26 protein-coding genes and 2 pseudogenes are annotated in these 24,892 nt (G+C 66.0%); 8 read left to right on the forward strand and 20 right to left on the reverse strand.

The genetic code is table 11. The annotated features are described in order from the left end of the window. Positions 1-35 precede the first annotated feature (35 nt). The 16 genes from rsxC to Atep_RS08445 all read right to left on the reverse strand — a co-directional run bounded on the left by rsxC (position 36) and on the right by Atep_RS08445 (position 13,150). A complete protein-coding gene (gene rsxC / locus Atep_RS08370) occupies positions 36-1,622 on the reverse strand; it encodes an electron transport complex subunit RsxC (protein ID WP_213377910.1) in 1,587 nt (528 codons plus the stop codon). A 14-nt stretch (positions 1,623-1,636) separates the two neighbouring features. Further along, the gene (gene rsxB, locus Atep_RS08375) at positions 1,637-2,206 is read right to left on the reverse strand and encodes an electron transport complex subunit RsxB (protein WP_213377912.1); all 570 of its coding nucleotides are present in this window, start codon (positions 2,204-2,206) and stop codon (positions 1,637-1,639) included. Positions 2,207-2,270: 64 nt separating this feature from the next. Further along, positions 2,271-2,852 carry an electron transport complex subunit RsxA gene (rsxA, locus tag Atep_RS08380; RefSeq protein WP_176975196.1) on the reverse strand — a complete coding sequence of 194 codons (582 nt, stop codon included), beginning with the start codon at positions 2,850-2,852 and terminating at the stop codon, positions 2,271-2,273. A 151-nt stretch (positions 2,853-3,003) separates the two neighbouring features. After that, the gene (locus Atep_RS16905; protein ID WP_272876282.1) at positions 3,004-3,456 is read right to left on the reverse strand and encodes a hypothetical protein; all 453 of its coding nucleotides are present in this window, start codon (positions 3,454-3,456) and stop codon (positions 3,004-3,006) included. After that, entirely contained in the window at positions 3,453-5,138 is a 1,686-nt protein-coding gene (locus Atep_RS08390; RefSeq protein ID WP_213377914.1) for a complex I subunit 5 family protein, read from the reverse strand. Before Atep_RS08390 ends, Atep_RS16905 begins: the two co-directional genes overlap by 4 nt. Continuing rightward, positions 5,135-6,868 (reverse strand): proton-conducting transporter transmembrane domain-containing protein, encoded by a 1,734-nt coding sequence (locus Atep_RS08395; protein ID WP_213377915.1) that lies wholly within the window; start codon positions 6,866-6,868, stop codon positions 5,135-5,137. The genes Atep_RS08390 and Atep_RS08395 overlap by 4 nt, the downstream gene beginning before the upstream one ends. Further along, a complete protein-coding gene (locus Atep_RS08400) occupies positions 6,865-8,364 on the reverse strand; it encodes a proton-conducting transporter transmembrane domain-containing protein (RefSeq protein ID WP_213377917.1) in 1,500 nt (499 codons plus the stop codon). The genes Atep_RS08395 and Atep_RS08400 overlap by 4 nt, the downstream gene beginning before the upstream one ends. Positions 8,365-8,377: 13 nt before the next feature. Further along, a complete protein-coding gene (locus Atep_RS08405) occupies positions 8,378-8,854 on the reverse strand; it encodes a hypothetical protein (RefSeq protein ID WP_213377919.1) in 477 nt (158 codons plus the stop codon). Beyond that, complete coding sequence (locus Atep_RS08410) at positions 8,851-9,132, reverse strand: nucleotidyltransferase domain-containing protein (RefSeq protein ID WP_213377920.1); 282 nt, start codon at positions 9,130-9,132, stop codon at positions 8,851-8,853. Before Atep_RS08410 ends, Atep_RS08405 begins: the two co-directional genes overlap by 4 nt. Positions 9,133-9,168: 36 nt before the next feature. Next, positions 9,169-10,605 carry a complex I subunit 5 family protein gene (locus Atep_RS08415; RefSeq protein ID WP_213377922.1) on the reverse strand — a complete coding sequence of 479 codons (1,437 nt, stop codon included), beginning with the start codon at positions 10,603-10,605 and terminating at the stop codon, positions 9,169-9,171. Then, positions 10,598-10,945, reverse strand: coding sequence for a cation:proton antiporter subunit C (locus tag Atep_RS08420; RefSeq protein ID WP_213377924.1), 348 nt, complete (start codon positions 10,943-10,945; stop codon positions 10,598-10,600). The genes Atep_RS08415 and Atep_RS08420 overlap by 8 nt, the downstream gene beginning before the upstream one ends. Continuing rightward, complete coding sequence (locus Atep_RS08425) at positions 10,942-11,622, reverse strand: MnhB domain-containing protein (RefSeq protein WP_213377926.1); 681 nt, start codon at positions 11,620-11,622, stop codon at positions 10,942-10,944. The genes Atep_RS08420 and Atep_RS08425 overlap by 4 nt, the downstream gene beginning before the upstream one ends. A 110-nt stretch (positions 11,623-11,732) precedes the next feature. Continuing rightward, on the reverse strand, positions 11,733-11,981 hold the full coding sequence (locus tag Atep_RS08430) for a DUF4040 domain-containing protein (protein WP_213377928.1): 249 nt from the start codon (positions 11,979-11,981) through the stop codon (positions 11,733-11,735). Then, positions 11,978-12,274: a cation:proton antiporter gene (locus Atep_RS08435; RefSeq protein WP_213377930.1), complete on the reverse strand. Its 297-nt coding sequence runs from the start codon at positions 12,272-12,274 to the stop codon at positions 11,978-11,980. The genes Atep_RS08430 and Atep_RS08435 overlap by 4 nt, the downstream gene beginning before the upstream one ends. Then, the gene (locus tag Atep_RS08440; protein WP_213377932.1) at positions 12,271-12,537 is read right to left on the reverse strand and encodes an MrpF/PhaF family protein; all 267 of its coding nucleotides are present in this window, start codon (positions 12,535-12,537) and stop codon (positions 12,271-12,273) included. Before Atep_RS08440 ends, Atep_RS08435 begins: the two co-directional genes overlap by 4 nt. Positions 12,538-12,580: 43 nt before the next feature. After that, a complete protein-coding gene (locus Atep_RS08445; protein ID WP_213377937.1) occupies positions 12,581-13,150 on the reverse strand; it encodes a Na+/H+ antiporter subunit E in 570 nt (189 codons plus the stop codon). A 264-nt stretch (positions 13,151-13,414) separates the two neighbouring features. Here Atep_RS08445 and Atep_RS08450 point away from each other — a divergent pair. After that, a pseudogene (locus Atep_RS08450) lies at positions 13,415-13,633 on the forward strand (metalloregulator ArsR/SmtB family transcription factor); the annotation flags it as partial. A 3-nt stretch (positions 13,634-13,636) separates the two neighbouring features. Here the strand turns inward: Atep_RS08450 and Atep_RS08455 are convergent. Both Atep_RS08455 and Atep_RS08460 read right to left on the reverse strand, forming a co-directional pair. Further along, entirely contained in the window at positions 13,637-15,034 is a 1,398-nt protein-coding gene (locus Atep_RS08455; protein WP_213377944.1) for a zinc ribbon domain-containing protein, read from the reverse strand. Further along, positions 15,031-15,660, reverse strand: coding sequence for an IS607 family transposase (locus Atep_RS08460; protein WP_213377951.1), 630 nt, complete (start codon positions 15,658-15,660; stop codon positions 15,031-15,033). Before Atep_RS08460 ends, Atep_RS08455 begins: the two co-directional genes overlap by 4 nt. Positions 15,661-15,920: 260 nt before the next feature. Between Atep_RS08460 and Atep_RS08465 the strand changes: the two genes are divergently transcribed. Both Atep_RS08465 and Atep_RS08470 read left to right on the forward strand, forming a co-directional pair. Further along, positions 15,921-16,466 carry an arsenate reductase ArsC gene (locus tag Atep_RS08465; protein WP_213377958.1) on the forward strand — a complete coding sequence of 182 codons (546 nt, stop codon included), beginning with the start codon at positions 15,921-15,923 and terminating at the stop codon, positions 16,464-16,466. Positions 16,467-16,695: 229 nt separating this feature from the next. Next, a complete protein-coding gene (locus tag Atep_RS08470; protein WP_213377960.1) occupies positions 16,696-17,148 on the forward strand; it encodes a glutaredoxin family protein in 453 nt (150 codons plus the stop codon). Here Atep_RS08470 and Atep_RS08475 read toward each other — a convergent pair. Then, a complete protein-coding gene (locus tag Atep_RS08475; RefSeq protein ID WP_213377961.1) occupies positions 17,108-18,892 on the reverse strand; it encodes a GGDEF domain-containing protein in 1,785 nt (594 codons plus the stop codon). The genes Atep_RS08470 and Atep_RS08475 overlap by 41 nt on opposite strands. 286 nt (positions 18,893-19,178) lie before the next feature. Here Atep_RS08475 and Atep_RS08480 point away from each other — a divergent pair, with 286 nt between their 5' ends. From Atep_RS08480 to Atep_RS08495, 4 genes and pseudogenes are all read left to right on the forward strand, one after another. Beyond that, positions 19,179-20,201, forward strand: a complete 1,023-nt coding sequence (locus tag Atep_RS08480; protein ID WP_213377962.1) for a glycosyltransferase family 2 protein — start codon at positions 19,179-19,181, stop codon at positions 20,199-20,201. Positions 20,202-20,499: 298 nt separating this feature from the next. After that, positions 20,500-21,144: pseudogene (locus Atep_RS08485) on the forward strand (site-specific DNA-methyltransferase); the annotation flags it as partial. 2 nt (positions 21,145-21,146) lie between these two features. Beyond that, positions 21,147-22,340: an AAA family ATPase gene (locus Atep_RS08490; RefSeq protein ID WP_213377964.1), complete on the forward strand. Its 1,194-nt coding sequence runs from the start codon at positions 21,147-21,149 to the stop codon at positions 22,338-22,340. 39 nt (positions 22,341-22,379) lie between these two features. After that, the gene (locus Atep_RS08495) at positions 22,380-22,721 is read left to right on the forward strand and encodes a DUF4276 family protein (RefSeq protein WP_213377966.1); all 342 of its coding nucleotides are present in this window, start codon (positions 22,380-22,382) and stop codon (positions 22,719-22,721) included. 109 nt (positions 22,722-22,830) lie between these two features. On the opposite strand, the gene Atep_RS08500 is transcribed toward Atep_RS08495, so the two are convergent. Further along, positions 22,831-23,013, reverse strand: a complete 183-nt coding sequence (locus Atep_RS08500; RefSeq protein WP_213377971.1) for a hypothetical protein — start codon at positions 23,011-23,013, stop codon at positions 22,831-22,833. Positions 23,014-23,197: 184 nt separating this feature from the next. On the opposite strand from Atep_RS08500, the gene Atep_RS08505 reads away from it, so the two are divergent. Beyond that, positions 23,198-24,844 carry an ArnT family glycosyltransferase gene (locus Atep_RS08505; protein ID WP_236786076.1) on the forward strand — a complete coding sequence of 549 codons (1,647 nt, stop codon included), beginning with the start codon at positions 23,198-23,200 and terminating at the stop codon, positions 24,842-24,844. The last annotated feature ends 48 nt before the right edge of the window (positions 24,845-24,892 follow it).

Raw genomic sequence — 24,892 nt, forward strand, 5'->3', positions numbered from 1 at the left:
GCCGTTACTCGGTGCCCCGAGTGAAGCTCCGGTCTTCAGGCCGATCCTGTGTCCGAAGTCCGGCGCGCGGCGGCACGCTCACGCGCCGCCGCGATCAGGGCTTGCTTGGGATCTTCGCCGGCGTCCGCCGACTTGGGCGCGGCCAGCGCCTCCTTCTGCTTGCGCAACCGGGCCTGTTTCTCCTGCTCCTGACGCTCCAGCCGCGCCTGCTTGGCGGCATGACGGGCACGTGCCTGTTCGGACTTGCGCTTCTCCTGCTCGCGCGCCCAGATCTCGGTCTTGGCATAGCGATAGTACTGCACCAGCGGGATGTGGCTGGGGCAGACCTGGGCGCAGCAGCCGCATTCGATGCAGTCGAACAGGTTGTAGTCCTGCACCCGGTCGAGATCCTTGGCACGCGCGTTCCAGTACAGTTGCTGGGGCAGCAGCTTGGCCGGGCAGACTTCGGCGCAGCGTCCGCAGCGGATGCAGGCCAGCGCCGGTCCCGGATCGGGCGCTTCCTCGGGCGCGAGTGCGAGCAGACAGTTGGTCGCCTTGGTGATGGGCGTGGCCGCTTCGCGCAGCTCGAAGCCCATCATGGGTCCGCCGCAGACGAGCTTGCGCGGAGCCTCGCGATAGCCGCCGCACTGGGCGATCAGGTGCTCGATCGGGGTGCCGACCGGCACCTCCAGATTGCGCGGCTCGGCGATGGCGCGACCCGTGACCGTCACGACCCGCGCGATCAGCGGTTTGCCTTCGAGCACCGCATCGGCGACCGCTGCCGCCGTGCCGACGTTCTGACAGACGATGCCGATCTGGGCCGGGATACCGCTCGTCGGCACCTCCTTGCCGGTGAGGATGCGGATGAGCTGCTTCTCGCCGCCGCTCGGATAGAGCGTCGGAATCGGGACGATCTCGGTATAGCCGCCCATATCGGTCGCGGCCAGGGCCAGTTGCATGGCCGAAATCGCCTCGGGCTTGTTGTCCTCGATGCCGATCAGCACCGTCCGCACCCGCAGCAGATGGTGCATGATGCGCACGCCTTCGAGGATGTGCGCCGCGCGCTCGCGCATCAGCCGGTCGTCGCAGGTGATATAGGGCTCGCACTCGGCGCCGTTGATGATGAGGGTCTGGATCTCGCGGTCGGTGCCGGGCGTGAGCTTGACGCTGGTCGGGAAGGACGCGCCGCCCATGCCGACCACGCCGGCCCAGCGGATGCGCTCGCGGATCAGGGCCGGGTCGAGCTGCGGATAGTCGGCGAGCGGCGGCGGCAGTTCGGCCCAGGTCTCCAGACCATCCGGTTCGATCAGGGCGCAGGGGGCCGACAGTCCGGACGGATGGGGCACCGGGTGCGGCTCGATCGCGATCACCCGACCCGAGGTCGGGGCATGGACCGGGGCGCTGATGAAGCCGGTCGGCTCGGTGATCATCTGGCCCTTGAGCACGCGGTCGCCTTCGGCGACCAGCGGCCGTCCCGGCGCGCCGATGTGCTGTTGCAGGGGCACCCAGAGACGCTCGGCCAGGGGCGGGCGCTCGATGGCACGCTCGTTCGACAGCGCCTTCTCGTCCGGGATATGGATACCGCCGTGGAAGCGCCACAGACGGCGTTGGCTGTTGGATTTGATCTTGAGTGCGATGGCCATGCGCGCGGCGTTCCTCAGGCGGCGTCTCGGAGGGGCGCGGCGATGTCGCTCGCGACCGGCTGACGGGCCGGGTAGGGCCAGCGCCAGCGTTGGATGTCCTCACGGATCGGGCGCATCTCGATGCAGGCGACCGGGCAGGGCTCGACACAGAGCTCGCAGCCGGTGCATTCGCTGTTCAGGACCGCGTGTAACTGCTTGGCCGCGCCGATGATGGCATCGACCGGACAGGCCTGGATGCAGCGCGTGCAGCCGATGCAGAGTTCGGGGTCGATGAAGGCGACCGAGGGCACCTTCTCCTTGATGTCCATGGCGACCGGCTCGCGTCCGAGCAGATCGGCGAGCGCCAGCACCAGGGCTTCGCCGCCGGGCAGGCACTTGTTGATCTCCTCCTCGCCCTTGGCCAGCGCCTCGGCATAGGGACGACAGCCCGGATGACCGCACTGACCGCACTGGGTCTGGGGCAGCAGGGCGTCGATCTGATCGGCGATGGGATCGCCCTCGACCCGGAAGCGGATCGCCGAATAACCGAGCAGGACACCGAAGAAGGCGGCGAGGGCGGCGAGGGCCAGGATGGCGGCTAGCATGGCGACGGATGACTCGATACTGGCGGATGCGATGGACGGGCGCGAGGCATGGGACGATCGAACCTCAGTTGGCGACCAGACCGGCGAAGCCCATGAAGGCCAGCGACATCAGCCCTGCCGTCACCAGCGCGATGGCACTGCCCTGGAACGGCTCGGGCACGTCGGCCACGGCGACCCGCTCGCGGATGGCGGCAAAGAGCGCCAGCACCAGTGAGAACCCGAGGGCGGCGCCGAAGCCATAGAGCGCGGATTCGACCAGGGTGTGTTCGGCCTGCTGGTTGAGCAGGGCCACGCCCAGCACGGCACAGTTGGTGGTGATGAGCGGCAGGAAGATGCCCAGCAACTGATAGAGCATGGGACTGGTCTTGCGCATCACCGTCTCGGTGAACTGCACCACGGCCGCGATCACCAGGATGAAGGAGATGGTGCGCAGATAGCCGATGTCGAGCGGTTCGAGCACGAACTCGTTGACGACCCAGCTGATGACCGAGGACAGGGTCATGACGAAGGTGGTCGCCAGCCCCATGCCGGTGGCCGTCTCCAGCTTCTTGGACACGCCCATGAAGGGGCAGAGTCCGAGGAACTTGACCAGCACGAAGTTGTTGACCAGCACGGTGCCGACCAGAATGAGCGCGTATTCGGTCATGCGGGCGGATGAGTCGTGGACACGGGCGGATTGACGGGACTGGGTTCGGGTGGACGCCGCTGGAATCCGGCGGACATGGGCGCGCAAGCATACGCCGCTCGTCGGTTCGCTACAACCGACATTCGCTAGGGTTATACCGGGCGCGTGGTTCTCACCAGGTTCGGAGTCCGGCTTCGTGTTCCTCGGCGATCCGGCGTCCACGGGTCTCGTCGATGCCGCGCGCGACCAGCAGCGCCGGGCCGAACAGCAGGGCGCAGAACAGCATCGCCTGCTGGAGTCCGAGCCGGGCCTGGAGCAGCCCGATCCCGAGCAGCCCGAAGACGCCGGCCGGCTTCATCGACAGTATGTCGCCGGCGTGCCGGATCGTTTCGTTCCGCTGGTCTGACCGACACGGCTGAACCCCAGGCGCAGGTAGCCGACTCCCGGCGGCAATGGGCGAGCGGCCGCCGAGCGCGGCCGCCAGCGCCACGACCACCATGCCGAACAGATCGAAGCGCTTGCGTCCGGCCTCCAGGACACCGGCGGCCGCCATCATCGCCACAGCGCTCAGGCTGATGCCGTACATCAGGTGATCGAGCGAGATCGGCAAAAGATCCGGGTTCATGGCCACCCCAAGGCCAGGCCCATGAGCAGCAGCAACAGCCCGGCCCAGAGCACCCCCGCGACCGGCCGGCGAGCCAGCCGACGCTCGACCGTGCCGGCGCGGGTCGCGTGCCAGTGCCGGTCGATCCAGTCGAGCCGGGGATCGAGCAGACGCGCGCGCCGGTCCGCCCAGCGACGCTTGATCCAACGCTGACTCCAGCGCAACAGCGGCGGCAGTGGACGCAGCGCCTCCAGCAGATCGCCGGGCGGGATACGGTCGAGTAGGCCGTCGAGCGTGCCGGGTCGCTGGAGCGCGGCCAGCAGCACCGGCAGCCCAAGCGCCAGGGCGATCGCGATGATGTCGAGGTTGGTCGTCCAGCCGAGCTTGGTGCCCGCGCCGAGCGCCACGGCCGGCGGCAGCACCAGGATCGCCGCGATCAGCAACCCCCAGGCCGTGCCCGCCGGCCGGTAGCCCGACTCGGGATGCGGCGCGGTCCGCCACATCAGCCACAGAAAGCGCCCCATCAGCAGCGCCGTGACTACGGACGCCAGCCCCAGACACGCACCGAGCCAGCGCCAGTCGAGCACCTCCAGCACCGGCTTGAGTCCATCCTTGGCGATGGCCCCGCCGGTGAGCGGCACGCCGATCATGACCAGCACCAGCAGGCTCAGTCCGGCGAGGATCAGCGGCTGGCGCCCGCTCGTGTGACGCAATCCGACCCCGAGGAAGAGTCCGCCCTTGGTCAGGGCGTGGTGTCCGGCATAGAGCGCGAGCGCCAAAACGCCGACCGGAGCCGGCTGAGGCTCGATCAGCAGCAGCCCCAGCGCCAGGGTCATGAAGCCCATCTTGGCCACGCTCGAATAGGCCAGCACCACCTTGGGGTTGGTCTGGATCAGACCGATCAGCGGGGCCAGGATCGCCGTGATCAGTCCGGCCAGCACCAGCAGCAGCCCCCACTGAGGCAGCGCCAATGCGCCGAGCGGCAGGAAGCGCAGCCAGCCGAGCAGGGCCGCCTTGATCATGGTTCCGCTCAGGACCGCGCTCGCCGGCACGGGTGCGGCCGGATGCGCCAGCGGCAGCCAGACATGCAGCGGCATCAGGCCGGCCTTGACCGCCAGCCCCAGGATCAGCAGTCCGATGGCCAGGTCGTCGAGCGCGGTCAGCGCGGTGGCCGAGGGCGCGAGCGAGCCGGTCTGGTGCGCGATCAGCACCAGCGCCATGAAGAGCGTGGCCTCGCCGAGCAGGGTCAGGATCAGATAGACCTTGCCGGCACGCAGCGATTCGCGCCGTCCGTCGTGGATGACCAGACCATAGGAGGCGATCCCCATGAGCGCGAAGCCGGTATAGAAGCTCGCCGGATCGAGCGCGACGATCAGCCACAGATTGCCCGCCATCGCGAGCAGGAAGAACAGATGGAAGCGCCCGGCGTGCGGCGAATCACGCAGGACGCGGATGGCGTGGACGGCGGCGACCAGCCACAGCAGCGCCGTGAAGCCGAGAAAGATCCGCCCCGGCGTGTCCAGTCCCAGGGTGGCGCCGACCAGCAGCCAGGGCGGTTCGATCCGGGTGCCGGCCGGAATCCACAGCGCCGTCGCCAGCGCCGGCAGGGGCGCGAGCGCGACCAGCCGGTGCCGCCGGGGCTGGAGCACCAGCGGCGCGAGTAGCAACGGCCACAGCCAGCTCAGGATCAACGGCAGTGTCATGGCGCGATCAGGACCAGTAGCAGGAGGAGCACGGTCACGCCCAGCCACAGCCGGCCGGCGGTGGGCCAGGCGCGTAATGTCCGCTCGGGATCGGGCGGCGGCGAACCGACCCGCTCGCCCAGACCATAGAGATGCGCGCGCGCCGTCTCGACAGTCGCGTTCCAGCGTCCGAACAGCGCGCGCCCCGCCCAGAACTGGGCGGCCAGGATCGGCTCGGCCGGCACCGCCAGATCACCCAGGCTGCGCCGCCGCGCGGGACGTCCCGAGCCGGGCGCCCGGCGCCAGATGGCCAGTGCCGGCGGTGCCGCGATCAGCGCGGCGATGAGCATGGCCCCGGTATTGGTCGGCCAGGCCGAGGGCTCGCCGAGCACGAACGGAAAGCCGGCGACCAGTCCGAGCAGCAGGATCCAGGCCGCGAGACTCCAGATCGGAAAGACGGGCAGGGGACCGATAGGCGTTTGAGGTTCGCTGGATCTGTTGGCTGCTTGGGATTGAGCGCGCGCGATTTCGACCACGCTCGGTGCCGGCCAGATCAGCCAGACGAAGCGCGCCATCAGTAGTGCGGTTGCCACCGTCGCCAGCATCAGCGCCAGATCGAGCCAGATCCAGCCCGGCGAGACGAGCACCGGCTTGAGGACGTACTTGGCCAGTGCACCACTGGTCATAGGCGCTCCCGCCAGCGCCAGTGCCAGCAGGATCAACCCCGCCCGCACCAAGGGCCGGGCCGGATCCGGATCGCGCAACCCCAACCCCAGAAACAGCCCCGACTTGACCAGCGCATGATGCGCGGCATAGAGCGTGAGCGCCCCGACTCCGACCGGCGCAAGCTGAGGTTCGAGCAGCAGCAACCCCAGCAGCAGCACGAACAGCCCCGCCTTGCTGATGCTCGAATAGGCCAGCACCCGGCGCGGATCTGTCTGCATCAGCCCCGCGCCCAGCGCCGTCAGCAGACTGACCAGCCCCAGCCACACGAACAGCATCCCCCACTCGGGCAGCGCGACCTGTCCCAGCGGCAGCAGCCGCAGCCAGCCGAGCAGAGCGACCTTGCTCATGGCCCCGCTCAGCACGGCCGCCGCCGGTGCCGGTGCCGCGCCATAGGCCAGCGGCAGCCAGGGATGCAGCGGCATGAGTCCGGCCTTGATGCCGAACCCGATCAGCAGCAGCGTGATCACCGCGCCATCGGGCGTCGGCGTCTCGGGCAGACTCCAGGTCACGCCCTGAGTCCGCGCCATCAGCAACAGCGCCACGAACAGCGCAAGCTCGCCGATCAGGGTCATGGCCAGATAGATGCGCCCGGCCCGTCGGCGCGTCAGCCCGCCCGGATGCAGGATCAGCCCATAGGCCGCCAACCCCATGAGGGCGAAGCCGACATAGAATCCGACCGGCTCGCGCGCCAGGATCAGCCACAGATTGCCGGCGAGCGCGAGCAGGAACAGCAGCCGGAAGCGCCCGGTCCCAGGTTCCGTGCCCAGCCGCTCGACCACGGACACGGCCGCCAGCGACCACACCAGCGCCGTGAACAGCAGAAAGACCCGCGTCGTCTCATCGAACCCGAGCGCCGTGCCGAACAGCAGCCAGGGCAGATCCAGGGTCGCATCCGGCGGCAGCAACGCCAGACCGGCGAGCGACGGCAGCGGCGCGATCAGCACCAGCCAGCGCAGCGCCGGATGCACGACGAGCGGCGCGAGCAGCAGCGGCGCCAGCACCATAGCCGGCAGCAGTCCGGTCATCGCCCATACTCCCGCTCAGCGATCAGGGTCGCCCATTCGAGCGGACTGAAGGGCGCGGCGGCCAGCAGACCCGCCACCAGCGACAGCAGCGCCGTCACCACCGGCGGCCATAGCAGTGACGGTGCCGTCTCCAACCGTTTCGACAGCACATGCTCCTTCGGCCAGTGCTCCGGCGGCGGGCGGAACCAGGCGCGATAGAGGATCGGCAGGAAATAGGCGGCATTGAGCAGACTGCTGATGAGCAGTACGACGATCACCCAGTAGGCCCCGGCCGAGGCCGCGCCCAGTCCCAGATACCACTTGGTGACGAACCCGGCCACCGGCGGAATGCCGATCATGCCGAGCGCACCGACCGTGAAGGCGAGCGTGGTCCAGGGCATTCGGCGACCGACGCCGTTCATCTCGCTGACCCTGTGCACGCCGAGCGTTTCGGCATAGTTGCCGGCGCAGAAGAACAGCGTGATCTTCATGATGCCCTGATGCACCAGATGCACCAACCCGCCGATGGTGGCGATCGGGCCGAGCACCGAGGCGCCGAGCGCGATATAGGACACCTGACTGACGGTCGAATAGGCCAGCCGCTTCTTCAGCCCGTCCTGCGACAGCGCCTTGACCGAGCCATAGATGATGGTGGTGGCCGCCAGCACGCCGAGCACGGTCAGCAGACCCAGCCCGTGGGCGAACTCGACGCCATAGACGTCATAGACCACGCGGATGATGCCGAAGGCGCCGGCCTTGACCACGGCGACGGCGTGCAGCAGTGCACTGACCGGTGCCGGCGCGACCATCGCCTGCGGCAGCCAGCCGTGCAGGGGCACCAGTGCGGCTTTGACGCCCAACCCGGCCAGCAGCAGGAAGAAGATGACGATGAACCGGCCGTGCAGCGCCTCGGGCGCCGCGCCGAGCAGACCGCCCTGGGTGAAGGTCAGTTGACCGACCAGGGTCTGGAGCCAGACCGCGCCGACGAACAGCAGCACGCCGCCGCTCATGGTATAGGCCAGATAGACCTTGGCGCCGTGATCGGCGTCCGGCGTGCCGCGATGGGCGACCAGGGGATAGGTGGCCAGCGTGAGGATCTCGTAGAAGACCACGAAGGTCATCAGATTCCCCGCGAGCGCGATGCCGACGGTCGCCGAGACGCAGAGGCTGAAGAAGCCGAAGAAGCGACTGCGGTTCGGCGAATGCTCCAGATAGCCGATGGCATAGATGGTCGTCACCAACCAAAGCACGGTCGACAGCGCGACGAACAGCACCGAGAGCGCATCGGCGCTCAGCACCAGCTCCAGACCCGGCATCAGCGTCAGCCGGCTTTCGTAGACATGGCCGTGGAACACGCCCCAGATCATCCAGCCGACGAGGACGATCTTCAGCAAGGCGCCGAACATATTGAGCGCGGTCCGCAGCCGGTAGCTGTCCTCGCCCAGGAAGAAGATGAGCACGCCCGGCAGGGCGGAGCTGAGCACGATGGCCGGCGGCAGATAGGGATCGAGATTCATGAGCTTCCTTCACTCAGGTGAGATCGCGGCGCTCGCCTGCATAGCGCCGGATCAGCGCCTCGGCATGTGCCTGGACTCTGGGAATGGCCGCGAGCAGCGGAGGCGTCAGGGCCGCGACGGTTCGATAGATCTCCGGCATCTTGTCGCTGGCATATTCATGCGCGATCAGGTTTCGCAATTCACGGATACGTATCAGTTGCCCGGGTTCGTCCACCCAGCCACGTTTCTCCGCACGCTGGATGCGATCGAGCAGGCTTCCCTGTGGTGTCAGCTCCAGGTCATCGATCAGTCGCATGACCCGCTGCACCAACAGGTCGGCGAGTCGCGCGAACCGGCTGGTCAGGGATTCGAGACGCTCCAGCTCCTCTAGCGACCAGACCGGACGGTCGATCAGCTCACGCGACCGTTCCAGGGAAAAGCTCAAGTGGGAGGCGGCGGCTTCGAGATCGGTCATTTCATCGCGCAGCCATTGGAGCTTTTCGTGTTTCACAGGCGCACTCCCGAATCGACGGCGATCCTCGCGAATGGACGAGCGAGATCCGGCTCGATCATCAGATCGATCCGTTGCTCGCCAAGGGTTTGATGCAGGCGTGCCAGGATATCGAGCTTGGCCATGAGGTCGATGCGTTGCGACAGGACGAGCAGATCGATGTCGCCACCTCGCGCCCGATCATCGAGACGCGATCCGAACAGATAGATCTCGGCTTCCGGATCGACCCCAGCAATGGAGGTGCGGATCGTTTCCAATTCGTTCGATGTCAGGCGCATGGTGGATACCGATGTTAAGGTAAGCCGTTGAGGCGTTCAGACTCCCGCTCCGAGCAGGACGGCGATGGGCTGGGCGGCCAGACCGACGACCAGGGCCGAGAGCGCAGCCAGCAGCAGGGCCGGGATCTCGGTGCGCGGATCGGTCAGGAAGCACTTGGGTGTCGGCTCGCGGTTGAAGGCGCGCGCCAGCACCCGGAACACATAGGCAGCCGCCAGCAGGGTGCCGGCCATCACCACAAGCGCCCACCACCATTGACCCAGGGCGATGGCCTGTCCGACCAGCACCCACTTGGCGAAAAAGGTTCCGCTCGGCGGCAGACCGATCAGGGCCACGCCCGCCAGACCCAGGGTGAAGGTCGCCGCCGGCAGACTCTGGGCCGCACCGCCGAGTTCGCGGATGCGATCATGCCCGGTACTCTTCTGTACCAGCCCGGCGGCAAGGAAGAATCCGGCCTTGGCGAAGCCGTGGGTGAGTGCCAGCAGCACCAGCGCCGTGAGCAACCGTTCGCGCTCGGCTCCGTCCGGAGTCGCCGTCAGCAGCGGCAGGAACATGAACAGATAGCCGACCTGAGCCACGGTCGAATACGCCGCCAGCAGCTTGAGCCGCTCAGCGCGCAGCGCACGCCATGAACCCCAGAACACCGCGCCCGCCCCAAGCAGTCCGAGCAACATGGCCGCCGGCAGGGTTACGATCCCATCGAACAGATCCAGCCACAACCGCAGCACCAGATAGATCGCCGCCTTGACCACCAGCGCCGAGAGCGCTGCGCTGACCGGTGCCGGTGCATTGGCATGGGCCGGCGGCAGCCAGAAGTGCATCGGAAACAGCGCCGCCTTGAGCAGCAGTCCGCCGATCATGAGCGCCGGAGCGGTCCAGGCGACCGGGCCGGGCGTCAGCGACTCGGCGATCAGCTCCAGATCCAGGGCCCCATAGGCCGTGTAGAGCAGCGCCACGCCGAGCAGATAGGTCATGGACCCGAGCAGGCCCACCAGCAGATAGCGCAGATTGGCCTCGGCCGCCTCGCGGGTGCCGGTGAGCGCACCGAGCGCGGCGGCCGAGAGTCCCAGCAGCTCCAGCATCACATAGAGGTTGAACAGATCGGCGGCCAGAAACAGCCCGTTGAGCGCCGTCCACAGCAGCAGCCACAGCGGCCAGAACTTTCGGCTCGACCCGGCCGCGCCGAAATAGCCGGTGGCATTGATGCTGATGGCCAGTCCGACCAGATTGGCCATGGCCACCAGCGCCGCCGCCGGCCCGTCGGCGCGCAGACCGATGCCGAGCGGCACGCCCCAACCGCCGAGATCCGAGCGCAGACCTTCGCCGCCCCAGACCGTGACGGTCAGCCAGAGGGCTACGCCGGTGGTCGCCAGCGCCGTGAGCATCCCCAGGGTGCGCGACCGGCCGGGGAGCATGGTGACGAGCAGCGCCCCGAGCAACGGCAGAGCGACCGCGAGCGCCAATGGATCAAGCATGGGGTCCGTCCTCCCGGTCATCGACGCCGTGAACATCAGGCGTCCGTTCACCATCCTCCCGATCCAGACGCCGACCGAAGGCGAGCGCCAGCGCCGTGGCACTGACGGCGACCACGATCCCGGTCAGCACCAGGGCGTGCGGCACCGGATCGGGCGGCGCGTCCAGGCCGCGATAGGCGACCGCGACCAGGACATGGAAGACCCCGGCACCCATGATGTTGAGCGCGATCAGCTTGCGCCACAGGGGTTCGTGGCTGATGAAGGACCAGACGCCGAGCAGGAAGAAGAGGATACCCGCGCCGCCATAGAGCAGTTGGGTGAGCAGGATCTCGTGGTTCATGGCTCGGCCGCCCCCGTGGCGCGCGGCCGGCCACCGAGGAAGGCCGCCGCCAGGGTCGCGCCGATGCTCAGGGTGGCGCCGGTCTCGATGGCCAGGATCAACACCTTGGCCAGCGCCGGCGGATAGGTCAGGAAGCCCAGTCCCAGCCCCATGAGCATCAGGCCGACGAGCACGAACACCAGGGTGCCGAGCGCGGCCAGCACGCGCAGCCGGGACTCGCCCGGCAGACCGGCGCTCGGTCGTCCCGAGAGTGCCAGGGCCACGCCGGCCGCGCCGAGCAGGGCGCCGGCCTGGAAGGCGCCGCCCGGTGCATGGCCGCCGACCCAGAGCAGATAACCGCCGGCGATGATCAGCATGGGCACCACCCAGCCGACCAGACTGTCGAGCAGCAGCGCCGCCCGCTGATAGGGGACCGCCGCCGGGCCGAGCGACCAGATTCCGAGCAGCGCGGCCAGCAGCACCGCCAGCTCCATCAGGGTGTCATAGGCGCGGAAGTTGAGCAGCACCGAGGTCACGGGATTGCCGGCGCCCGACTCGGGCACCCGTTCCAGGGCCAGGGTCGCCAGACGCTCGCCCTCGTAACCTGTGACACCGATCCAGAAGGCCCAGAACAGCAGCGCCCCGATCGCCGTCAGCAGCAGTGGGATCAGGAAGGCATGGGAATTCGATGGTTTCATTGAGTAACCGTTCGGTGACGACGGGCCCATCCTAGCCTCTCTTGCCTCGCGGGAGCGCCGTTGGGGAGAGGGGAAGAGGGACCGCCATGTTGAATCGTTCGCACCCTGAGCTATCGCCGCCGTACCGCGCGTCGGGCCGCCGACAGCATCAGCGCCCCGGCCAGTCCCGCGCCGATCGCCGCCTCGGCCAGCGCCAGATCGGGCGCGCGCAGTCGAGCCCAGACCAGGGCCAGCAGCAGCCCGAAGGCGATGAAGAGGATGACCCCGCGCCTGGGTTCGCGGCTGGTGAGCGCGGCGAGCGCCAACCCCAGCAGCGTCGTCGAGAGCAGGATGTCGAAGCCGAGCAACAGCGGGTTCATCGTGCGTCCTCCCCATCCCCACGCAGCGCGCGCTTGGCGATCAGATGCGCCCCGGTGGCGCTCGCGACCAGCACGAACAGCCAGATGAGCACCAGCTTGATCCCGCTCAGCAGCCCCGGTCCCTCCAGCAGCAGACCGAGCACCAGCAGCCCAAGCCCGACATTGTCGGCCTTGGTCAGTGCATGCAGTCGGCTGAGCCGATCCGGCAGGCGCATGAGTCCGACCGTACCGGCGACGAAGAAGAAGAGTCCGGCCAGGATGAAGGCGGTCGCCAGCCAGGACAGCGGCGTCATGCGTCCTCCTGCTCGCGTCGGCGCGTGAAGGCGACGATGGCCACCGCCGCCAGCAGCGAGAACACCAGCGCCACGTCGATCAGCGCCGGCACCCGGATCACCGGGATCAACACCAGCAGCAGCCCGATCCCGGAGGTTCCGAGCAGTTGGGCCGCCATCAGGCGGTCGGACGGCGTCGGGCCGATGGCGACCCGGATCAGCCCGATGCTCATGGTCGACAGCAGCAGCAGGGCTACGGCCAGATGGATGTCGGAAAGTGACATGCGGATGTCCTCGGCTCGTCGTATTTTTGTCTTGAAAGCGCGATCACGCCTGGGCGGCGTCGGTGTCCTGGCCGGTCGGCACATCCGCCCGCTTCGGTTCGGATTCGATGGTAACTGAGGCGCGCCGTTCGCCAAAGAGCGCGCCGATCCGCCGCTCCAGGCGCGCGATGTCGGCGTCGAGCAGCGCGCCGTCGGCGGCGTCGAGCGCGTGGACGGTCAGGACGTCGCCGCGCAGATCCGCGCTCAGCGTGCCCGGAAGCAGACTGAGGGTGTCGAGCAGCACCACCCGGGCCGAGGCATTCGTCAGCCTGAGCGGATAGGTGTGTATGCCCGGCGCGATGTGCATCCGGGGCCGCATCACGCGCCAGGCCACGTCGAATGCGCCCTTGAGCGACTGCCAGAGAAAGAAGGGCACGAAGGCCAGGGCCGCGAGCAGGCGCGGCGACCCGCCGGCGCGCCGGCTCAGGTGCAGACTGGCCCAAGTCGCCGCGATCACGGCCGGCACGCCGATGATCCAGGAGGTCGGATCGGTCCCGGCGATCACCAGCCAGGCGCCGGCAAAGAGCACGAGGCGCCGCAGGCCGGCGCCGAGGGTCGGTTTGGATCGCGTCATCTATTCGGAATCTCCAGGCTGCGCGCCACGATTTGAGTCATTCGTGGACAATCTCCGGGATACGAGGTTCCCAAACTCAGGACAGATGGACCTCGGCTTCCAGAGCGCTCGAACTTTGGCATAACGCTCGGCGACGACCTGAGTCCGTCGAGTCTTGCCGGAGCAGGACCAGGCTCAGGCCGGCATCGCCGCCGTTGCCGAGCCTGGCGACCTGGTTCAGTACATACATTTGAAAATATATATCGTCGAATGTATATTTTCGCCATGCCGACGATCACCCCACGCGATCTCTTTACCGCCCTGGCCCAGGATACGCGCCTGCGCTGTCTGCTGCTGCTCGCGACCCAGGGCGAGCTCTGTGTCTGCGAACTGACCCAAGCCACGGGCGTCGTTCAGCCGCATGTCTCGCGCCATCTGGCGCAATTGCGCGAGCTGGGTCTGGTGCAGGATCGGCGCGATGGGCTCTGGGTGCACTATCGTCTGTTCCTAAAAACCTAAACAAAGTTGCTTATGGTGGTTTTTAAGTGATTCGCTCTCCGTTGATAGCGCCCTGGTGGGCGAGCAACTGGAGTCCGGGTTGAGCAGTCCCAACCGGAGGCGCTCGGTCCGTGCCGGCAAGATCGCCTTGACCCGCTGGAACGGCGTGAACCGCTTGATGTCCGGGTCCGACAACCTCGCCGGCACGTTTCGCGCCGCATTCTCGTCAGCCTGCAACACAACCCCGTCGGAACAGTAAAACCGATCCCCTTGCCGCTTGCCGTCGAGACAACCGGTTCGGGAATCCATTTGCGATGTGTAAGCCGGATTAACGAGAACGACCGTCGAACCTCGACGGCGTGAAACGCTGTCAAGCGCTTCGGCAATGACGCCTTTCGTCCAGGCGGCGAGCCTGCGATTGACGTTCTTGCCGAAGGACTTGCCGGACATGGGGGCGGTTAAATCTTCTGCGGCGATCACCGCTGCTTTGTCCACGATCTTGTGGATCGCCTGAAACACTGTGTCGCGGATGCGCGCCTGGGTCTGGTCCATCTGCCGATCGAGCTTCCGGCGCCCGAGGTTGAAGTGGCGGATGTGCTCGCGCTTGCGCGGGTTGCGGGTGCGATTGGCGATGGCGCGCAGTTTGGATCGGCGTTGGTACTTGGCTTTGAGCTTGTCGGAGGCGTCGGTGAGGAGCGCGCCCAATTCCCGGCCATGGTGCTCGCCATCGGAATCGACCAACACCTCGGAGTAGCCCTTGTCGACGCCAAGGGTGCGCGCGCCACAGTCGTGCTTGACCTCGGCTTCAATCGTGTAGTGGACTTCGAGACCCGCGTCCTTGAGGATGATCCGCAGGGTGCCGGTCGGCTCGACCGTGGTGTTGAGTGGAATGGCGATCCGTTGGCCTTTGACCAGGCCGGGGATCTTGATCCAGGTACGCCCGCCGAGCTGAAACGTCGTGTAGCTGTCCGAGCGCACGATGATTTGATTGTGCATGTGGTTGTGTCCGCGCTTCCATTCCCGGCGCATGATCCGGCGCAGATAGGGATCGCCGGTCCAGCCCCGGCCCTTGAGGGCGGCGAACAGGCGTTGTTGTTCGGCCTTATCCTGGGTGTGCCGCCGGATCGAGCGGCGCGCCTTGACCTTAGCCGCTTCCATGTTGGCCGTGATGTCGCCCTTGGCGTCGCGCAGGGTTTCTTTCCAGGCATTGGCCAAGACCGGGAAGGTACGCCCGTCCCGCAGCCAGGCATCGCGAATCCGGCGATCCGACACGCCCACGCCCTGAAGGGAGCCAAAGCGCTGCCGGACTTCGGAGCGGATCACGCCCAAACGCCGCGCCTGTTCGCGCAGAGCCGCGAGCTTGCCTGGGTTCGGGCGCTTGGCGTGCAGAATGCGCGTGACTTTCATTCACACAGATCCTTTGGCTGATGGAGCGACAGCCCCGCAAAATCCTCCTTGATGGACTGTTTATACTTGCGCATCCCGTGCAGCCGACAACTAAAGGTATGGACGATCGCCATCAGGTCTTCGACCATCTCTTGCTCAGGCGAGAGCGATTCCTGGTTGACCACGACGATCTCGCAGCCGTTTTCGGCGGCGATGTGGGCGAAGAAATCGAAACCAAAGCGCATTAAGCGGTCTTTATGGGCAATCAGCAGTTGGCGTACGTCCCCACGCAGGATGCGATCGACCAGTGCAAGAAAGCGCTTGCGCTTGAAGTTCATCCCGCCGCCGATCTCTTGGATCCATTCATCGACCGCAATCCCCGCGCCCAGACAGTAAGCCTCCATCGCCCGCACCTGCGAGGCGAGATCGTCTTTTTGCCCGGCACTCGACACGCGGCAGTAGACCACCACGTCGCGCGTCTTCGGTGCCCCACCCAGCATCAAACGCACGTCGGACTCATCGAAATACCGATGCCCCGACGGCAGCCGCTTGGCTTGCAGCTTCCCTTCAGCTTCCCAGCGCCGGATCGTCTGTGGCGACCGCCCAAGGCGTTTGGCAAACTCGCCAATGCTGTATTGCTTGCTCATAGCAAGAAATTATAGATAACTTTGATAACAAATCAAGGAACTGTTTTTTGCTCCACCCGGACTTGCCGGACTGGATCCGCGCCATCCTGCGCGAGACTGTTGCGGTCGCCCACAGCCGATCACCCTTCATCGAGGACGCGCGCGCCCTGGCGGCGATGTCGAATCGACCCGCGCGCCCCGACGTTCCGGCGCCACTGTTGTTTGCAATACCCAGCGTTTCGAATCCATCCATCGATCCTGAGTCTCAACGGGAGCCTCCCATGTCCGAGCGTGTCTACAATGTGTTGTTTCTGTGCACCGGCAACTCGGCGCGTAGCATCCTCGCCGAGCGAATCCTCGAGCGCTGGGGCAATCGCCACTTCCGGGGCTTCAGCGCCGGCAGCCATCCCAAGGGCGCGGTACATCCGCTGGCCATCGAGATCCTGAAGCGCAACAACTATCTGACCGAGGGGCTGCGCAGTAAGGACTGGGCCGAGTTCGCCCAGCCCGATGCGCCGGTCATGGATTTCGTCTTCACCGTCTGCGATCAGGCCGCCGGCGAGGTCTGTCCGGTCTGGCCCGGCCAGCCGATGACGGCGCACTGGGGCCTGCCCGATCCGGCGGCGGTCGAGGGTGACGAGGTGGCGCGCATGATGGCCTTCCGTACCGCCTTCCGCGAGCTGGAGAACCGGATCAAGATCTTCACCGCCTTGCCGCTGGTCTCGATCGACCGGCTGAAGCTGCAACGTGAACTCGATCGGATCGGTCAGGCACATGCACCCGCGCCGTCCGAGTCCGACGCAAACCACACTGCAACCCACGCTTGAAGCGAGGACTCATCACGGATCCGGCAGGAGGGATGGACTGACCATGAAACTGCTCCATACCGCCGACTGGCAACTCGGTAAACCCTTCGCTCGGATCCCGACAAGCGGCGCCGGCTCCAGCAGGCGCGTCCGGACTGTCTGGAACGGCTCGCCGCGATCGCCCGTCGTGCGGACGCGCGGCTCATTCTGGTTACTTGTCAGAAACGGATTCGCGAACGAGTCACTGCCGATGTGGATCAAACGTCTGCCGCTGTTCATCCTGCTGTTTTCGCTCTGGCCGGTCGGACTGCTCGCCGCGCCTGAGCCGAGTTCCGAGTTCGATACGCCGCCCCAAGCCATGACCGGCACCGAGGGCGAGCCGCGCGTCACGCTTCAGCTCTTCTGGTCGCGCAACTGTCCGCACTGTCGCTCGGCGCTCAGCTTCATCGAGACCCTGCGCGAGCGCGAACCCCGGCTCGACATCCAGACCTTCGATCTGCCCCAGGATCGCGCCAATCTCCAGCGCTATGTCGAGCAGGCGAGCGCACTCGGGGAAGAGGCGACGGCAGTACCGGCCTTCTTCGTCTGCGGGCGGATGCTGACCGGGTTCGACAGTGCGGAAGGGATCGGGCTGCTGATCGTCGCGCTGCCGGCGACCCGGCTCATTGCGCGTCTGACCCGTCCCGGCAGGAATCCGGCATGACGTGCGTCGGGCCGTTCGGTTCGTGCCGCAGCACTAGGCCGGAGGCACTCTGCTTGGCGGCATGCTTGAGTTCGGCGATGGTGCGGCCGAGTTCGTCGCCGTCGCTGTAGTCGTCGCCCGGACGGATCTCCAAGAGCGCCACACTACAGCGCATCAGCGGCATCTCCCGGAGCTGACCATAGCGGTCCCTGGCCTGGAGATGACCGCGCCGGCGATCCTCGGGGTCATAGAGACTCTGGACATCGATCCGGAACTTCTCCAGCAGCCGTTCGAGCCGCTCCAGCACAGTGACCAGGGATGCGTCCCGGATGCCCGCGAAGAAGTCGTCCCCGCCGACATGCCCGACGAACCAGCCGTGCTGTTCCAGCTCGGCGCGCAACAGGTCGGCGAAGAGCCGGATGGCGCGATCCCCGCGCCGAAAGCCGTAGTAATCGTTGAACGCCTTGAAGTTGTCGAAGTCGATGTAGGCCAGATGCCAGGTATGATCGCGCTCGCTGATCGCACGCGAGACGAAGCGATGGATGGGATTGTTGCCGGGGAGCTTGGTCAGAGGGTTCTGATCGCGCGCCACGGCCAGATTCTTCTGCTCGACGAGCTTGAGCAGCGAGGTCGCGGAGATGAACCCCTGATAGCGCCCATCGCGGGTGATGAGGACGCCGGCCGTGTCTGAGGCCGCCGAATAGGCTTCCAGCAGCCGATCGATGGGATCATGGATATCGACCAGGGGGCAGGGCCGGACGAAGTCGCACACCTGGCGCGCAAAGGCACGATTGACGATGAGGTCGCGCCCATAGGCCGAATAGATGAAGTCCTTGATGTCGGACTCATGCACCAATCCCAACGGCCGATCGGCGTCGTCGAGCACCGGGACGATGTGATGATTCTTGTCGCGCCGCATCGCCTCGAACAACCGTCCGATGCCCTCGCTGACGCGGATCGGCGGAATGGACTCCAGGAAGGATTCGATCAGCCCCAGATCGCCGGGCAGTTCGCGCTGGTTGCGTTGGTGGATCTCGGCGACCAGGGTGTAATCGGAGAGTAGGGCGTCCGGATCGAGCTGGGGCCGGGCGATCAGATACCCCTGAGCCAGATCGCAGCCGATCTCGCGACAGGTCAGGAGTTCGCCCGCGGTCTCGATGCCCTTGGCGATGACCTGGACGTTGAGCTGATGGGCCAGTTGGACGGCGTTGGCGACGATCGAGCGCTTGCGATGATCGGTGTCGATCCCCTGGACGAGGACGCGATCGAGCTTGATGTGGTCGGGCGGGTACTCATAGAGCCGGCGCAGTCCGGAGTGCCCGTCACCGAAGTCGTCGATGGCGACGTGGAGTCGGTGCCGGCGATAGCCGTTGATCATGGGGCCGAGATCGGGATGACGGGTGTGGTCGACGTCTTTGGAGAGTTCGAGACAGAGATTGTCGGGTCTCAGGCCGGGATGCGTGAGCCAGTCGAGCGCGCGCCGGCCATGATCGCCGTCGATCAGATGCGGATCCAGGTTGAAGAACAGGCGGTAGCGCGGCGCATTCGGCAAGGCGGCGAAACGGCTGACCGCCAGGGTGCCGAGCATCGCGTCCAGCGTCGCTGAGAGTTTCTGTTTGCGTGCCTGCTTGAGCAGGGCTTGGACAGTCTCGAATCCCAACCGGTCCCAGCCGCGCAGCAGCGCCTCGTAGCCGAAGACACTGCCGGTGTGGATGTTGACGATGGGTTGCAGGGCGTAGGTCAGGGTGTCGCGAGCTCGGGACATGAACTCATTGGTGTGATCGGACTTCGCTGTGGATCGTGCGCGCATATTGCCGGCCACCGTCGTTCAGGTACCGGCCGACCCATGACAACGGGGGCGGCCGGATCTGAGCCGTCTGATTTGAGTCGATTCTGCTCCGACGCTGACGATTAGACCAGAGCCATATGAAGGATTGATGACCACACGCCCAGAGTGTGAAAGCGTTCCCATGTGTTGAATTTTCACTCCGGACCCTTTAGCTTCCCCGCGCTGGGGCGGCGTTGCCCCGAATCCCAGGGTCGACCGTCCGATGTCCAGTTCCACTGCCACGCCCGAGCGCGCCGAACGGCGTCCCCGGCTCTCGATCGTCATTCCGCTCTATCAGGAGGTCGACAACGTCGAGCCGTTGCTGGCGCGGGTGCACGAGGGGATGGCGGACTATCGCGGCGACTGGGAGCTGATCTGTGTCGACGACGGTAGCCGTGACGGCACCGGCGCACGCCTGCGGACCCTGGCCGAACGCACCGGCTCGCATGTGCGCGTCATCCGGTTGCGGCGCAACTTCGGCCAGACGGCGGCCATGCAGGCCGGACTCGACGCGGCGCGCGGCGAGCTGATCGCCACGCTCGACGGCGATTTGCAGAACGATCCGGCCGACATTCCGCGCCTGGTCGACGAGCTGCTGGAACGCGATCTGGATCTGTTGCAGGGCTGGCGGCGTCGGCGTCAAGACGATCTGCTGCTGCGCAAGATCCCCTCGCGTCTGGCCAATGCGCTCATCGGGCGGGTGACGGGCGTGGCGCTGCACGACTATGGATGCAGTCTCAAGGTCTATCGCGCCGAGGTCATCCGCGAGGTGCGGCTGTTCGGTGAGATGCACCGCTTCATCCCGGTGTGGGTGGCGGCCGTGACCGCACCCGAGCGCATCGGTGAGACCGAGGTCAATCATCAGGCGCGCCGGTTCGGGGTGTCCAAGTACGGGATCTCGCGCACCTTCCGGGTGCTGCTCGATCTGCTGGCGGCCTTCTTCTTCCTGCGCTTCGGCGCGCGTCCGGGGCACTTCTTCGGGTCCATCGGCATCTTCTTCGGCGTGGTCGGCGGGCTGATGATGACGCACCTACTGGTGGTCAAGTTCGTCCTGGGCGAGCCGATCGGACAGCGGCCGCTGCTGTTCACGGCGATCCTGTTTCTCGTCGTCTCGATCCAGTTCCTCACGACCGGCGTGCTCGCCGAGCTGATGACGCGGACCTTCTATGCCGCCGGCGAGCACACCCATCATCGTATCCGCTGGGAGTCCGATCCCGAGGCGGCCGGCTGGAAGCCGCCGCGATAGTGGTCGAGGTCGGTAGCGCGACCGTATTCGTCCCCGAGGATTCATCCGATCACAAGGAGCGACCACGCCGCGAGGCGTCGTCCGTCACCAGGCCCTTACGGGCAGAGCCGCACGGCCCGGCAGGTGGAAAGCCTGCACCTGTTTCCGGCGGCTGCCATGTCGTAGCCGCTCTCCCTCCCCGCCCTGAAGGACGGGGCTTCTCGCGGAGGAACTGATGATCAAGGCGTTTCGGGATACCTGGGAGCTGGGCATCCATTCCTATCTGACCTATCTGCGGGATCGACTGCTGCTGGCGCGCGACAGCGGCGAACGCATCGTCGTCAGCTTCGGCCCCGAACACGCTGCGCTCGAACAGCGACAGGTCAGCAACGCCCTCAACGAGGCCGGTAACCTCTTTCCGCTGCCCACGCTGATCGTCTTCTGCGCCTTCACCTTCGACCCCGAAGCCGCCAAAGACATCGACGCCATCAAAGGCATCACCGCGCTCAAAGCGCAGATGAACACCGACCTGCTGACCGAAGATCTCAAAAAAGCCCGCGCCGTCAATCAGAGCTTCTGGCTCATGGGCCAGCCGGACATCGAAGTCCGCCGCCGCGCCGACGGACGCTTCGAGGTCGAAGTGCACGGCTTCGACTATTTCGACACCGCCAAGGGCGAACTCATCTCCGGCGGCAAACGCCGCATCGCCCTCTGGGCGCTGGATACCGACTACGACGAACGCAGTCTGTTTCCGCGTCAGGTGTTCTTCCCCATGGCCGGCAAGGGTGAAGGCTGGGACAAGCTCAAAAAGAACCTCCGCGCCGAACTCGATGAAACCCGTCTGCGCGCCTTCCACGGCACCGTCAGCCTGCCTTTCACAGCGGGCGAACACCGCCGCATCGCGGTCAAGATCATCGACGATCGCGGGATCGAGTCGTTGAAGGTCGTGAGTCTGGAGGTCTGACTATGCAGATCGAATCCATCCGGCTGAAAAACTTCCGCGCCTTTCAGGACGTGCACCTGAAGAACATCCCGCGCTTTTGCGTCCTGGTGGGCGCCAACGGCACCGGCAAAAGCACGCTGTTCTCGGTGTTTGCCTTCCTGCGCGATGCCATGACGACCAATGTCACGGCGGCGCTGGGACGTCTGGGCGGCAGTCGCGGCCTGGCCGAGGTGCGTAGCCGGGGCCGCTCCGACCCGATCGAAATCGAGATCAAGTTTCGCGCGACCCTGACCAAAGGACAGTCGCGACGCATCACCTATGAGCTGCATATCGACGAGCAAAACGGCCGCCCGGTGGTCAAGCGCGAGATCCTGCAATACCGACGCGGCAGCCGTGGCCAGCCCTGGCGCTATCTGGATTTCACCTGCGGCGCGGGCGAGGCCGTGACCAACGAACTGGAATCCGTGACCGACGAAACCCAGTTGCGCCGCGAACAGCAGACCCTGAAAAGCCCCGATATCCTGGCGATCAAGGCGCTTGCACAGTTCGAGCGCTTTCCCGCCGTGGTGGCGCTCGGCAACCTGATCGAGAACTGGCATCTGTCGGACTTCCATATCAGCCGCGCACGACCCGAGGCCGAGGCGGGCTATGCCGAACACCTGTCGCGCGAGGGCGATAATCTGTCGCTGGTCGTGGATTATCTCTACCGGCAGCATCCGACCGTTTTTCGGCGGATACTGGATCGCTTGAAGGATTGCGTGCCCGGCATCACCCAGGTCGAGGCCAAGATCACCGAGGAAGGCCGTGTCCTGCTCAAGTTTCAGGATGGCGCCTTCGAAGATCCCTTTCTGGCGCGCTATGTCTCGGACGGCACCATCAAGATGCTGGCCTATCTGGTGCTGCTCCATGACCCGAAGCCGCATCCCCTGCTGTGCGTGGAAGAGCCCGAGAATCAGCTCTATCCCTCGCTGCTCTGGGATCTGGCCGAGGAGTTCCGTGCCTACGCACAGCGCGGCGGGCAGGTGTTCGTCACCACGCACTCGCCCGATTTCCTCAACGCCATCCATCTCGACGAGGTGTTCTGGCTGGTCAAGGAGCAGGGCTACACCAAGGCATATCGGGCAGCGAACAATGTGCAGATCAAGGCGTACATGGATGGAGGAGACCAGATGGGATATCTCTGGAAACAAGGATTCTTCCCAGGGGTCGATCCATGATCGAGCATCTGGTGTTTCTGCTAGGACAGCGGCGATTGTGTGCGCATCAAGCAACATCTGGCCGATTTGTGCACTCAGGCCGGCAAGTCCGAAGCCATCGTGCGAATCGCCTGCCGCGAACTGGAAGCCTTCTTTGTCGGTGACTGGCAAGCGGTGGCCGAGGCGTTCGACAAGCCCGCGCTGGCCGCCAACGACCGCAAGGCCAAGTATCGCAACCCGGATGCGCTCGGCACGCCATCGCGTGAACTGCAACGCGCCATCCCAACCTATCAAAAACGCGACGGCGCACGACGGATCGCGCCGCGTCTGGTTCCCGAGCGCAATCGATCACTGAGCTTTCAGGCACTCTATCGATCCCTGACCACTCTGGTGGAGCCATGACACGCTCGCAGTCACTTATCATCAACTCCCCCTTCGAGCGCCCGACACACCACTGGCGCCGCGCCGGCGACAGCCGGCTGGAGCTGATCGCGGGCCGTCGCCCCGCCGGTTATGAAATCTTCGACACCCGCAACAACACCGTGCGCACGGCGAGGACTCGGAGCAGAACCGCGCCAAGCGGATGGCGCTCGACGCCTGGGTGCGCGCGGTCAATGCGCGCGGCGGTTTCGGCGTCTGGTGCTGAGACGTGGTCAAAGCTGAGCCTGCGCGGCTGGACGATGTGATCTCGCATCACGCCCGCACGGCCATGCCGAGCGAACCGCTTGGCGAATGACCGGCTGATGGTCGATCATCGGCCTGGAATCCTTTTATCAACCAACCTGAACGGAGGACGCGAGAACGGGGGGCCGAACCGCGAGCGATGCGGTACACGCTCCCGCCCGGCATTGAAGCGCCGGGATCTCTCGCACAAGATCATGAATACAGATGCGCTCCCGATGAAGGACGCCGCGCCCAATAGCCGGCGCGGTGTGATGCGACGGGTGATGACCTCGCCCGCACTGCTGGCTCTGGTGGTGGTCCTGAGCTTCTTCTGGCAACTGGGCGCGATGCCGCTCTACGATCTCGACGAAGGGGCCTTCACCGAGGCCACGCGCGAGATGCTCGCCGGCGGCAACTACATCACGCCACACCGCGACGGCGAGCCGCGCTACGACAAGCCGGTACTCATCTACTGGGCTCAGGCGGTCTCGACCCGGGTGGTCGGTTTCGACGAATTCGGGCTGCGGCTGCCCTCGGCGCTGGCCGCGAGCGTCTGGGTGCTGGCGCTGTGGTTCTTCGTGCGCGAGCGTCTGGACGCACCGACGGCGACCGTGGCCGGGCTGGCGCTGGCGCTCAGTCTCCAGGTGTCGCTGATCGGCAAGGCGGCGGTGGCCGATGCCTTGCTCAACCTCTTCATCGCGCTGACGTTCTTCGAGATCTATCGCTACTGGCTGGCACTCGATTTCAAGGCCGGCCGACGTTTCGTACTGCGCGCCTATCTGTGGATGGGACTCGGGTTCCTCACCAAGGGGCCGGTGGCGGTCTTCTTCCCGGTGGTCGTCAGCCTGCTGTTCGTGCTGTCGAGCCTCCGCTGGTCGAAAGCCAGTGTGCTGGCGCTCTGGTACTGGCTGCGCGCGGCCTTCTATCCGCTCGGCTGGTTGATCTTCCTGCTGGTGGCCGGCCCCTGGTATCTGGCCATCTATCTCGACGACGGCGCCGGCTTCTTCAAGAGTTTCTTCCTACAGCACAACCTCGGCCGCTTCGAGGGGGCCATGCACGATCACGGCGGCTTCCCCGGCTATTACCTGGTCATGCTGCCGGTCATCCTGCTGCCGTTCACCGGCTGGATGCTGAGTCTGTTCAAGCGCTACCGCTCGGCCTGGCTGGATCCGCTCGATCGCTTCCTCTGGATCTGGTTCCTGGTGGTGCTGGTCTTCTTCTCGTTCTCCGGCACCCAGCTTCCGCACTATCTGCTCTATGGCGCCACGCCGCTGTTCATCCTCATGGCGCGGCATCGCGAGGCCCTGACCAATCGCTGGCTGGCGTTCGTGCCGCCGCTGGTCTTCTTCGGTCTGCTGTTGATTCTGCCGTTCGTCCTGGATGTCGCCATGGTGGTGTCCGCTCGGCCCTATGACGCTATTCTCTTCGAGGAAGCACGGCACGCGATCACGCTCGAATACGGCATCGCCGCCCTGGGCGGACTGCTGCTGACGGCGCTGATGCTGCGCTGGTCGAGTCCGCCGCTGTGGCAGCGGCTGGTGCTGGTGGGGCTGGTGCAGACGCTGGTGGTCTACGGCGAGGTGGCGCCGCGCGTGCTCGACACGCTCCAGGCGCCGGTGAAGGAGGCCGCGCTGATCGCCAAGCAGACGCAGTTGCCGACCGTGGTCTATCGCACCTCGATGCCGAGTTTCAGCGTCTATCGCGAGGCGATCACGCCCAATCGAGCGCCCAAGCCGGGTGAATTGGTGTTCCTGCGCGTCGACAAGCTCGAGCCTCTGACACAAGAGCATCCCGAGCTGGATCTGGAGCTGGTCTACCATCGCGGGCATGTGGCGCTGCTGCGGGCGCGGCCGGGCGATTGATTCCGGATCGGGAAGAGCCGGGGACCGATCAGCCCGTTCGTGGTAACA

Origin of the sequence: Allochromatium tepidum, from assembly GCF_018409545.1 — a bacterium.
Classification (GTDB): Bacteria; Pseudomonadota; Gammaproteobacteria; order Chromatiales; family Chromatiaceae; genus Thermochromatium; species Thermochromatium tepidum_A.